Annotated in this window: 10 protein-coding genes and 1 pseudogene; 5 read left to right on the plus strand and 6 right to left on the minus strand. The window is 66.0% G+C overall.

The window, feature by feature from the left end; translation table 11 throughout:
* The first annotated feature begins 240 nt into the window (after window positions 1-240).
* Window positions 241-1,470 carry an MFS transporter gene (locus tag ACTWQA_RS45610; protein WP_443165108.1) on the plus strand — a complete coding sequence of 410 codons (1,230 nt, stop codon included), beginning with the start codon at window positions 241-243 and terminating at the stop codon, window positions 1,468-1,470.
* A gap of 48 nt (window positions 1,471-1,518) precedes the next feature.
* Here ACTWQA_RS45610 and ACTWQA_RS45615 read toward each other — a convergent pair whose 3' ends face one another.
* The 4 genes from ACTWQA_RS45615 to ACTWQA_RS45630 all read right to left on the minus strand — a co-directional run bounded on the left by ACTWQA_RS45615 (window position 1,519) and on the right by ACTWQA_RS45630 (window position 5,490).
* Window positions 1,519-2,739 (minus strand): cytochrome P450 family protein, encoded by a 1,221-nt coding sequence (locus ACTWQA_RS45615; protein ID WP_443165109.1) that lies wholly within the window; start codon window positions 2,737-2,739, stop codon window positions 1,519-1,521.
* A gap of 92 nt (window positions 2,740-2,831) precedes the next feature.
* Window positions 2,832-4,169: an MFS transporter gene (locus ACTWQA_RS45620; RefSeq protein WP_443165110.1), complete on the minus strand. Its 1,338-nt coding sequence runs from the start codon at window positions 4,167-4,169 to the stop codon at window positions 2,832-2,834.
* A complete protein-coding gene (locus tag ACTWQA_RS45625) occupies window positions 4,109-5,221 on the minus strand; it encodes a hypothetical protein (protein WP_443165111.1) in 1,113 nt (370 codons plus the stop codon). The genes ACTWQA_RS45620 and ACTWQA_RS45625 overlap by 61 nt, the downstream gene beginning before the upstream one ends.
* Window positions 5,222-5,352: 131 nt before the next feature.
* On the minus strand, window positions 5,353-5,490 hold the full coding sequence (locus ACTWQA_RS45630; RefSeq protein WP_443165112.1) for a hypothetical protein: 138 nt from the start codon (window positions 5,488-5,490) through the stop codon (window positions 5,353-5,355).
* 452 nt (window positions 5,491-5,942) lie between these two features.
* Here ACTWQA_RS45630 and ACTWQA_RS45635 point away from each other — a divergent pair.
* Both ACTWQA_RS45635 and ACTWQA_RS45640 read left to right on the plus strand, forming a co-directional pair.
* A pseudogene (locus tag ACTWQA_RS45635) lies at window positions 5,943-6,784 on the plus strand (HARBI1 family protein).
* A gap of 601 nt (window positions 6,785-7,385) precedes the next feature.
* Window positions 7,386-8,111, plus strand: coding sequence for a phytanoyl-CoA dioxygenase family protein (locus tag ACTWQA_RS45640; protein WP_443165113.1), 726 nt, complete (start codon window positions 7,386-7,388; stop codon window positions 8,109-8,111).
* A 196-nt stretch (window positions 8,112-8,307) separates the two neighbouring features.
* Here the strand turns inward: ACTWQA_RS45640 and ACTWQA_RS45645 are convergent, their stop codons facing one another.
* Together ACTWQA_RS45645 and ACTWQA_RS45650 are read right to left on the minus strand one after the other, a co-directional pair.
* A complete protein-coding gene (locus tag ACTWQA_RS45645; RefSeq protein WP_443165114.1) occupies window positions 8,308-8,445 on the minus strand; it encodes a hypothetical protein in 138 nt (45 codons plus the stop codon).
* 93 nt (window positions 8,446-8,538) lie between these two features.
* Window positions 8,539-9,099, minus strand: a complete 561-nt coding sequence (locus tag ACTWQA_RS45650) for a YceI family protein (protein WP_443165115.1) — start codon at window positions 9,097-9,099, stop codon at window positions 8,539-8,541.
* A gap of 231 nt (window positions 9,100-9,330) precedes the next feature.
* Between ACTWQA_RS45650 and ACTWQA_RS45655 the strand changes: the two genes are divergently transcribed.
* Together ACTWQA_RS45655 and ACTWQA_RS45660 are read left to right on the plus strand one after the other, a co-directional pair.
* Window positions 9,331-10,446, plus strand: a complete 1,116-nt coding sequence (locus ACTWQA_RS45655) for a hypothetical protein (protein ID WP_443165116.1) — start codon at window positions 9,331-9,333, stop codon at window positions 10,444-10,446.
* 97 nt (window positions 10,447-10,543) lie between these two features.
* Complete coding sequence (locus tag ACTWQA_RS45660) at window positions 10,544-11,014, plus strand: PPOX class F420-dependent oxidoreductase (protein ID WP_443165117.1); 471 nt, start codon at window positions 10,544-10,546, stop codon at window positions 11,012-11,014.
* The last annotated feature ends 148 nt before the right edge of the window (window positions 11,015-11,162 follow it).

Consider the following 11,162-nt stretch of genomic DNA (forward strand, 5'->3'; position numbering starts at 1 on the left):
GCGAGGGTGGGCCGGGCTTACCCTACATGATCTACTTTTGCCGGCCCAGGCTTTGCAGGGCGGCAGTGCGGTTGAAGGGCGGCAGCGCGATCGAGCGGTCGCCTGCCGGGGCGCGGCGGCGGAAAAACGAGCGGCGTCGGGCGGATCGGGAAAGATAACCTTCCCTGCGTGAGCTCTCCCGGATCGGCGCGCACCGATCATCCCAGGCCGGACCGCCCCGCGCCGTTCGGGCCGTGACCGATGGAGACTGACACGCGGCCGGCGGCCCGCTCGTTGTGGCGGGACCGTGACTTCCTGATCTTCTGGTGCGCGCAGACGCTGTCGGTGGCGGGCGACTCGTTCGCGCTCATCGCGGTGCCCCTCCTCATCCTCAACGTCACCGGCTCCGTCGCCCAGATGGGTCTGCTCACCGGCGTCTCCGGGGCGGCGGCGGTGGCGGCCGGGGTGTTCGCAGGGGTGCTCGCCGACCGGTTCGACCGGCGTCGGCTGCTCATCGCCTGCGACCTCGTCCGGCTCGTCCTGTACGTGACGATCCCGGTGGTCTGGCTGTTCGGTCAGCACATCTGGCTTCTGTACACGGTGCTGCCGATGGCCGCGGCCGTGGGCATGGTCTTCCAGGTCACGTACGTGTCTGCGGTGCGCGGCCTGGCCGGCGAGCAACGGGTCACCGAGGCCAACGGCATGCTGTACGCCACCGCCGCCGCGGCGGGCATCCTCGGCCCCACCCTCGCCGGGGTGGTGAGCGGCCACCTCGGCCCGACCGCCGCGATCGCCATCAACGCGGCCAGCTTCGGGCTGTCCGCGTTCGGCGTCCTGCTGACCCGCTCCTCCCGGTACGCCGTCGAGCCCGCTCCCAAGGGACGGCCGTGGCGGGAGCTGCTGGCCGGCGCGGAGTTCCTGTTCCGGCAGCCGGTGCTGCGGACCATGACCATTTTGCTGACGTTCTTCATCTTCATGACGCTCGGGCTGACGGACATCGTGATCTACCGGCTCAAGCACGACCTCGGCCAGGCGGACTCCGTGGTGGGCATCGTGCTGGGCGTCGGGGCGGCCGGCACGATGGTCGGCTCGATGCTGGTGGCCCGGATGCGGCGGATCCTCGGGTTCGGGCCGCTGTGGATCGGGGCGGGGGTCGTGTCGGGGCTGGCCATTCTCGGCCTCGGGCTCGCCGGCTCGGTGTGGGGTGTGGCCGCCATCATGGCCCTCTACCTCGCGTGCGGCAGCTTGGCGGGGATCTGCTCCATGTCGCTGCGCCAGCAGGTGACACCCGCTCACCTGCTGGGCCGGGTGACGTCGGCCTTCTGGACGATCCACTTCTCACTCGGGCCGGTGGGCGCGGCCGTACTCGGCTGGGCCGCCGCGCGCTACGGCGCGACCGCGGTTTTCTTCTTCGCCGGAGCGTCCTGCCTGGTGCTGGCTCTGATCGCGCTGGCCACGCCCGTACGGCAGCGCTACCCCGAGCGCGCGTGACCTTCCGGTCGGGTCTGGCTCTCACTGCCGGGCAAGACGAATGGCGCGTCAGGGTTTGGCGATACCGATGGTGACCGGCAAGGACAGCGGGCCGATCGTGAAGAACGATGGGGAGTACGGGATGTCGTCGGGGTCGATCGCGAGGCTGAGCCCCGGCAGCCGCCGGTACAGCGAGGCGAGCGCCAGCCGGCTCTCCAACCGGGCCAGCGGCGCGCCGATGCAATAACGCGGGCCGTGGCCGAAGCCGAGGTGTCCGGTCTGCTCGCGGGTGATGTCGAACCGGTTGGCGCTCTCGCCGTACTCCTCCGGGTCGATGCCACTGGCCTGGTAGACCACACCCACCGCGTTGCCTTTGGGAATGTGCACCCCGGCGACGGTCACGTCCTCCGCCGTGAACCGGAAGCTGGTCATCATCACCGAGTGGCGATAGCGCAGGGTCTCTTCGACCACGTCGGCCCACCGGTCCTCGGCCTTGGCCAGCTCGAGCTGGCCGGGGTTCTGAGCCAGCGCCACGATGGCGTACCCGAGCAGGTGGACGGTGGTCTCGTGGCCGGCGACGAGCATGAGCCACAGCACGCCGACCAACTCGTCGGTGGTGAGCTTGTCCCCCTCGTCGCGGACCTGGACCAGGCCGGAGGTGAGGTCGTCGCCCGGTTCCCGCTGCTTGCGCTCCACCAGGGCGTGCAGGAAGGCTTGGAGGTTGTTCTGCGTCGCGAACGCCACATCGGGCGGAGTCGTGTGCGCCAGCAGCGTGGCGGTCCACTTTCGCAGCCGGAGCCGGTCCTCGGCGGGCACGCCGAACAACTCGCAGATCACCGCCATCGGCAGCGCCTCGGTGAAGGCCGGAACCAGGTCGACGCCGTCACCGGCGGCCACCACGTCATCCAGCAACCCATCGATGATCTGCTGGATCCGCGGCTGCAGAGCCTGCACCCGGGCCGGTGTGAACGCCCTGCCGACCAGGCTGCGTAGCCGCCTGTGGTCGCCACCGTCCACGGTGGCCAGGTGACCGCCCTGGATGATGGCACGTAGCGGCCAGTCTTCGGGAATCGATCCGTCGTACAGAGCGGGCCAGTGCTGGGGATCCCTCAGGAAGGTCTTGTTGTCCCCGGCGAGGACCTCCCGCACGGCCTTGTGGGTCAGTGCCAGGTACGCGGGCACGCCTCCGGGGAATTCCACTTCGACCACGGGGGCGATCTCCCGTAACCGCATGCAGGTGTCGAGTGGGTTTTCGTTCACGACGGGGAAGGAGGGAAGGTCCGTTGCCATGTGACCCCTTCGCACGGAATCCGGTCAGTGATCTCATCAAATATCGGTTGTGATCTACAAACAACACGACAGAGTGATCGGGGGACCTGCTTCTAGGATCTTCGAGCTCGCTTCTCTGGTGAACACTCAAGGGCAGGCTTCGCCTGCGGAGCAGCCGATAACCGGAATCCGACGACCAGAACCGCAAGGACCGCCAGGACGCCCGCCCCGGACACCACGTACGTGGCGCGCGGGCCAAGCCAAGTTACGATCAGACCACCCACAGCGAAGGAGATGAGGGCGCCCAGAGCCATCAAAGATGTGACCGTGCCATATACCACCCCTACCTTCCCTTCGGGGCTGTGGCGTTGCACGATCGTTTCGATCGCGGTGGTCTCCATTCCGTTGCCAGCGCCAGCAAGTGTGGCTCCGACGACAGCCGCAGGTAAGGAGGGCGCAAGGCCAGTGACGACGGTGGCCGCGCCATAGGTGGCCTCGCCGATGTAGAGGACATGTTGCGGACTGATGCCGCGCCAGAGAACACCTACGGCGAGCGGCGCAACGATCATACCAATGCCGAAAACGGACACCAGCAGTCCATAGCCGAAAGGACCGACTTCCAGACTCTGCTCCGCCAAGAACACGACGGCAGCGTTTTCCAGGCAAGCGAACAGCAGTAGGGCGAAGCAGCCCAATGCCAGAAGACGAAGGGTGGGCCGACGGGCGATCTCCGCGAACCCGAGCCGCAGGTCGTCGACCATGCGGCGCACGGCACCTGTGGCAGGTTGGACCGCTTGTCCTGGAGCGCTGGAGGGCATAGCGGTAAAGGCGATCAGTCCTGCCGACAGCAAGAAGGTGACGCCGTTAATCCACAGCCCGTGGCGCGGACCGATCGTGGCGGCGAGCAGGCCACCAGCCAGTGGTCCGATTGCCAGGCCGGTGTTGTGGGCCACCGCGAGGAAGGAATTAGCGGCAACTAGGAGATCTTGCCCCACTACGCGAGGGATCGTTGATGCCAATGTACAGCGGAAGATGGTGCTGATCGTCGCGGCGAGGAAAACGCCACCGAGGAGGATGGGCAGTGTCGTGGCGAGGACCGTCAGGGCAATAAACAGAGCCGCCTGAATAAGGTCGCAGGAGATCATCAGGCGGCGTGGAGCGACGCGATCGGCCAGAGTGCCCAGTATGGGACCGCCGAGTACGCGGGGGGCGATATCGAGCACCAAAGCCATGCTTACCGCAGCAGATCCGTGCCCCTGCATGACGATCAACGACACAACGGTGACCGTGGCTAGCCGATCGCCGAGCATGGAGGTCGTTCGTGCCAACCACAGTGTGCGGAAGGAGGGTAACGCTAGGAGTCTGCTGGTCTTTTTATGCGATGTGAGATTCATTCCCGTCCAGCGATCAGAGATGGCACGTCGATCAGGCTCATACGCAGAAGGCTGCATCCTTCAGCACAACAACTTCCCACCACGTCTTGATCGCGTTTGAGTGGCGGGTGCTCGATGCCTGGCTGGGGCGTGAACGCGGCTAGGTCGAGGGTTTCCCCAGCACCCGGCAGGTGTAGTGTTCCGCCTCGAGTGGCAATGTCGAGGTGGACGCGGGCGACGTAGGGCACGATGCCCGGCTGATTGTGCTGCCCGAGACCGAGATGAAGGCCGGGGAAGCGTTCGTTGAGATGAGTGTTGGCTGGGAAGAAACTGGTGATGCCGTCGTTGGTGCCGAACCCGAGTTCGCCTACGCGGCGTCCGTTTGGTGAGTTCAGGCAGGATTCGACGAAACGTGCTGTGTCCGGGTTGGCACAGGCAAAATCGGTGACGATCGAGTTTTCGACCGTGACGGTGAGGGGGTTGTTCTCCAGCCTCATCTCGATATCGCTGATCACATTTGTGTTAAGTCCGCCGTCGGCGACCACGACACCATTGACGTTGGCGGGGTAGGTGGCGATTTCTCCGGCGGGGAGGATAACAAATGTGTCGGGCCGCCACTGGCCTCGGATACTAATCCAGTCGTAGCGTTCGTGATCCATCTCGATGGTGACGTCGGTGCCCGCCGGCGTAGTCACGCGAATTATGGTCTCATCTCGCAGCTTATTCAGCAGTGTCGCGTTGCGCAGCGTGAGGTCCTGCGGGGAGCGGTTGAGCGCCATCGCGAAGAAGTCGTCGGAAGCATCGATAACGCGGAACAACTTGACGCGTTGCGCCCGGTAAACCGTGAACAATTCGGCGAAGAGTTCGACGTGTGAGAGAGAACCCACCTCTAGGACCAAGATCGTCAAATGCCCCGTAACGTCGCTGGGGGAGGGGAGCGCGGCTTGAAGCGCCTCGCGCAACTGGAGGTCGTCGATAGGGCGCATCGCTACCTTGGCCGCTAAGGAGAGACCACGCAGGCGTAAGGCGATGTCTATACAGGCAGCGAAATAGCGGCTTTCAGGAGTGTAAACAACCACCAATGTGTCGTCCGGAGTAACACGAGCGTAGTCGTCCAGTAGCTTGTTCACGCCTGCAAGCGTTATCGCACTGTCCGCCAAGGAAGGCTCCTTCGATAGTGTGGGGTTGCCCCGCCCCGGCGGTCCAGGGGAATAACCTGGGACTGCGGGGCAGGGGTGGTCGACGCCGTGTCCGAACCTCGCTACAGCGCCCAGGCCGCCAGGTCAGCTGTCGGCTTACTTGATATGCTTGCGCGCTCCATCGAGGCCAGTTCCTCGACGGCGGCAGCCAGCAAGTCCTCGAGATCCGCCGCAGTGTGGACGGTCATCTTCTCGGTCATACATCCTCCCTCTGTCCTGTTGCAGCGATTTGCCGCATCAAGTTCCATCAATCTCACACGATCATGACGATCCAGTCAATGGCTCGGTCCGGGCTATTGGACGCCAAACTCCTCCAGTAGCGAACCCATCGTGACCAGCGCCTCACCATTTGCGTCCACGGTAGAAGCAGGTCCCCCGATCAACCAGTGACAACCATAAAGACCAGTTCAGATACTCACTTGGAGACGAGCTACACCCGATTTAGATCGTGCAAGCCCGGCTTTGAACCATCATCGCTAACCCCCCACTGAGGTGATCCCGAAAAATAATTCGGGGTGATTGGGGATTTCTCGGGCGCGAGCGGTGACGTTTCGGGCCTTTCAGGAGGAGTCGTCGAAGGCCGGAGACAGGCGTGGAGCCTCCGGCAGATGAGTTCTCACCACAAGAATTCCCGGCCGCCGAAAGGCTCCACGTGATTGCTCATCGTGCCACGCTCGACGTCTCCCGTGCACTCGTTCAGCACCTCGCCCGACTCCTGCGGGAGGAACGACGACTGCGCGGCACCCCGAAAGGCAGCCGGCCCTGACCCCGTTCCGGCAGGCGGTCATGGTGCTGTGCTGGTTTCGAGGCGAGCGTGACATCCCCAAGCTCGGTCGCGATCATCGCGTCTCCCGGGCCACCGCCTACCGCTACATCCACGAAGGCATCGAGGTTCTCGCAGCTCAAGCACCGCATCTGCCCGAAGCTCTCGACCGCGCCCAAGCCGAAGGGCTGGCGTACGTGATCCTGGACGGCACCCTGGTCCCGATCGACCGCTGCGCGGAGCAGACCCTCAGCGTCAAGGGCGAACCCATCGACGCCTGGTACTCCGGCAAGGCCCACCACCACGCCGGCAACCTCCAAGCCCTGTCGGCACCCGACGGGCTGCCGTTGTGGATCGGCGAGGTCGAACCCGGCTCCATCCATGACCTGTCCGCCGCCCGCACCCACGTGCTGGGCGCGTTGTACGCCGCTGCCGCAGCCGGTCTGCCCACCCTCGCCGACAGCGGATACGAGGGCGCCGGAATCGGCATCCACACGCCGATCAAACAACCCGACGGAAACCAGATCCTCAACCCGGACAACCGCACCTACAACCGGCTTCTAAGAGCCCTGCGCTGCCTCGGCGAACGCGGATTCGCCCTGCTCAAAGGCCGGTGGCGAACCCTCCAGCACATCACCATCAGCCCCAGCCGAATCGGCGACGTCGCCCGCGCAGCGCTTGTCCTCACCCATTTCGAGCACGACTACCTCCCGCGTTCCGCAGATGTGTGAGAAGAAAAGCACACGGATCTGGGACTTGAGCTGCGAGGACGCCGTCGATCATGCTGGTACGGCGTGTCACTAGGGCTCGGCATCATGCCTGGTCAGGTGGCCAAGGCGAGCCGAGCTAAAGGATCATGTTCTGAGCCGAGGATGCACTCAGGGACGAGCGTAGCTAGGACGTGGTAGGACAATCCGCTCGTAGAGCGTGTTCATGTTCTGCGACACGTTGCAGAGCCAAGACGTCCCGTTCCCTCGGCATAGCCACCTCGGCCAGGCATGTCACCAGACCATAGCAACATCGCCCCAGGTGGAGGGCCGATTTTCGGGAAGTCGTGTCACTAGGGCTTTTCGCGATTTTCGCCAGCCTGCAGCCTTCTGACCTGCAGTTTAGCGTCCGAACGTGCCCTAGATCGGCGATTAGCTGCGGAACGCGGGTACCTACCGGCAATTGATGGAGATCACCTCAGTGATCAGTAACGTTATGGTCACCTTGAGTTCTCTCATGGTGCGCGGGGCCACTGCGATCTGGCGCATCAACGCAAGCCACCGCACGGATCGGCTTCGACCGGCGTACGGAAAACCGGTGGACCGCGTCGCTACGGTGGCTCGCATGGGTGTCGTGGACATTGATCGGTTTATTGCCGAAGGGTTCGTCAAGCTGGAGGCGGCCGTGCCCCGTGAGGTCGGGGACGCGGCGAGGGCGCTCGTGTGGCAGCAGATCGGCCTGTCGCCCGACGAACCGTCCGGCTGGCGGCAGCCCGTGGTGTGGGCCTCCGACCTGACCGGCCAGGGCCCCTTCGGGGAGCTCGTGCGCAGCCCGCGGCTGCATCAGGCGCTGGATGAAGTGGCCGGACCCGGTGGGTGGGTGCCGCGCGGGTCGATCGGCAACATGCCGATCCGCTTCCCCGGCGTGGCGCCGGTCGACGATCGGGGCTGGCACATCGACGCCTCCGTGGCCAGGCCCGACGGCTCATGGGCCGTGTCGGGGCGGCCGGAGACGATGTTGTTGCTCACGTTGCTGTCGGACGTGGGTGACGACGACGCGCCGACCCGCATCAGGGTGGGCTCACATCGTGACGCCGAGCGGGCGCTGGGTGAGCGGGTGCTCGACCCGTTCGAGGCCGGGCCGCTGCTGGATGCGGCATCCAAGGACCGGCCGATCGCGTACGCGACCGGGCAGCCGGGTGACATCTACCTCGTGCATCCGCTGACCGTGCACGCGGCCGACGAGCACCGCGGAACGCGGCCGCGTTTCATGGCACAGGGGCCGGTGTTCCTGACCGCGCCGGTCGAGCCGGGCGAGGGCACCGCCCTGGCGCGCGCCGTACTGGCCTGATCGGGGCACGTAGCCCGATAGCGGCGGTCGTGGGCCGCGCTAGGGCGCCTGCCGCCGCGCATGAGCGTGACCAGTCCGTGCAGGCCACGCCAGTAGACCTCGGGGAGCAGGCCCAGGTCGTCGTCGCCGGCATGCGGGCGAAGGGTCTCACTCAGCTCGCCGAAGCCGGACTGAGCCGCCCAACCGGCGCCCTGCTTCACCCTTCTGGGCCCTCGTCGGCGCGGTGGACGCGGGTCCAGGTGGCGCCGCACCGGCAGCGGTATTCCTCGACCAGCTCACCGGCTTCGGAGACCGCCAGGCCGTTGTTGACGCGGACGTGGATGTGATCGCTCATGGGGGCTTCCTTCGGGGATCGGCGGGGACGCCCAGCGCACTGCGCACCGAGTTAGGCATTTGCGCAGGTCACAGGATTATGCCCAGCGTACCGTCACTGCTTCGCGACGAGGCCGAGGTCGAGGTCGAACTCCACCTGGACGTCGTCACTGAGCTTGAGTGCGCCGAGCAACGCCGAGTACGGCTTAATCCCCCATCGGGACTGCTCGATGACCGCCGAGCCGTGTACGCGCCCCCCGGTCACCGACCCCTGCACGATCACGGGCCGGGTGACGCCGACGAGGGTGAGATCACCCTCGAGGCGGAACGACTCCTCGGCCCCCTCGACCCGCGTCGACCGGAAAGTGATCGTCGGGTGGCGATCGGTGTGCAGGATCTTCTCCCGGATGATTCTCTCGATCTCGCTGCGATCGGAGCTCGTCAGCGGCTTGAGGCCGCCGGTTCCTTCACGGACTTCGATCGAGTCGGCGTCGACCTCGACGGCCACCGACGAGTGGACCGGGGCCGTGGTGTCGATCGTGGCGTCGGCGCGCCAGCGGGTGACTTCGAGAGTGAGGTCGTGGCCGGCCTTCGCGCCCAGCCCGGTACGGGTCGTCTTGACGAGGAGCCGGCCGGAGTCGGGTCCCAACGTGTAGCTACCAGCGGTAATGCTCACGTTTCCAGGCTAACGACTACGTCGGAGAGCCCGCCGTTGGGTGGCGGTCGTCTTGGGTTGCCCAGTCGCGCGACTCCTCGCGTCGCTCCGCATGTAAAAAGTTTTGCGCATTTCCCGACAAACCTGCTGATCAGCGACCCGCAGGACCGTCAAACACCCTCCGGAATTACGGCGGATCAAGCATCCTGAGCATGGGCATCACGCTCCCCCATCTCTTCATAAGGAGCCCGCGTGACCCGGTACGCCGTCGACCAAGTCCGCAACACGCTCATCGCCTCCTGGAGCACCGGCATCGGCGACGTCGCCACCACCGTGGCCGAGCTTCCCCCAGGACCGGACGCGCTCCGCCTCGCCACCTGCCTGACCGAGCTGTCGCAGGCCTGCTGGCGCTCCTATACCCACCCGGCCAGTGCCGCCGACCAGCAGGGGCCCAACAGCATCGGCTGGCACCGGCAGCAAGAGCGCGATGCCTTCACCGCCGTTGTACCAGCTCTGACCAGGCCCCAGCGGCCGGTCAACGGCGCCCCCTCGGCCACGCGCGTCGAAGAGATCGCCCACCGTGCCGGCCGCAGTCTGCAGGCGCTCAACGCGCCCCGTCTGACGGCGCGCATCACCACCGAGGTCACCGCCGAGCTGGCCGCCATCGAACAAGCCGAACTCGGCAACCTGAGGTCACGGGCCCAGCAGGCCGTCGTCCTCAGCCGCGAGGACGCCTCACCGCTCCACGTCGCCCATGCCGACACCGTCCTCCAGCGGCACCCCTTCGGCGCCGAGGAGCTGTTCACGCAGGTCGAGCCCACAGCCGCCGCCATCGCGGCCGCTCACTGGCTCCACGCCGCGACCGTCACCACCGCCGGCCAGACCCGCCTCCACCCGGCGCAGATCATCACGGAGGTCGACCGCGTCAAGGCACTCGCGCATGACAGCCTCGCCGAAATCGTCGGCGCGATGAACGCGGGCTCCTCTCCCTGGCAAGCGGTCATGCCGATGATCCGCAGCGCCCTACACGTGGCCGAAGGGCACTTTCGTGGCGTGGCCGAGGCCAAGCAGCGCATTTCCGCAGCCGAAGACCTCATCGTCAGGGCCCACGACAACCACCCCGAGCTCGGCCTCAGCCTCGATTCGGTCTATCTGTCGATCAGCCCGATCAATCCCGCCCGCCCGGCCCTCGACCTGCTGGAGAACCTATTGTCGGGGATCCGCAGTTGCTGGGTGCTCTACACGCAATATGCGGACACCTTCAGCGGGAGAGAGGCGGACGTTGATCCGCCGCAACATCGCCACACCGAGGCGTTCATCGCCGACGTCCGGCAGGCCGCGGCGGCTCGCCGCGACCAGCTGCTCTAGCGCCCCTGGGATGCCGGCCGCGCCGCCGGATCCTCTGGTCGGTGGCTCGCTCGATAGGGTCGTGAGCTGACCTGATTTGATCGAGAGGCACACCCAGATGGCTCCGAACATCGCGACCGCGCGCCGCGTCGAACTGCCCGAACTCCTCGAGTTCCTCCGCCTCAGGCACCATGGCCTGCTGTCGACCACCCGCACGGATGGGCGGCCGCAGTTGTCGCCGGTCTCCTGCGGAGTCGACGACGGCGGCCGGATCGTGGTCTCCACCTATCCCGACCGGGCCAAGGCACGCAACGCCCGCCGGGACGACCGGGTGTCGATCTGCGTGTTGTCCGACGACTGGAACGGCCCGTACGTCCAGGTGGACGGGCACGCTGAGGTGCTCGACATGCCCGAGGCCCTTGACGGGCTCGTCGAGTACTACCGCTGCATCGCCGGCGAGCACCCGGACTGGGATGAATACCGCGAGGCCATGCGGCGCCAGGACAAGTCGCTGATCCGCATCCACATCGACCGCTGGGGCCCGATCGCGACCGGCGGTTTCCCGGCGCGTCTGGTGTCCGAGGACTGATTGACGTGCTCCTCCGCATGAATGACCCCGTTGCGGATCTCTGAAACTGTCACTCTCGGTCAGCATCGGTGCGGGAGAGTGTTCAGGAGTCCGAAGTCTTCGAGGGTGGTGGTCTGGTGTCGCTGGATCCGCAGAGCCTTCATGAGGT

Origin of the sequence: Nonomuraea sp. 10N515B, assembly GCF_052245915.1 — a bacterium.
Lineage (GTDB): Bacteria > Actinomycetota > Actinomycetes > Streptosporangiales > Streptosporangiaceae > Nonomuraea.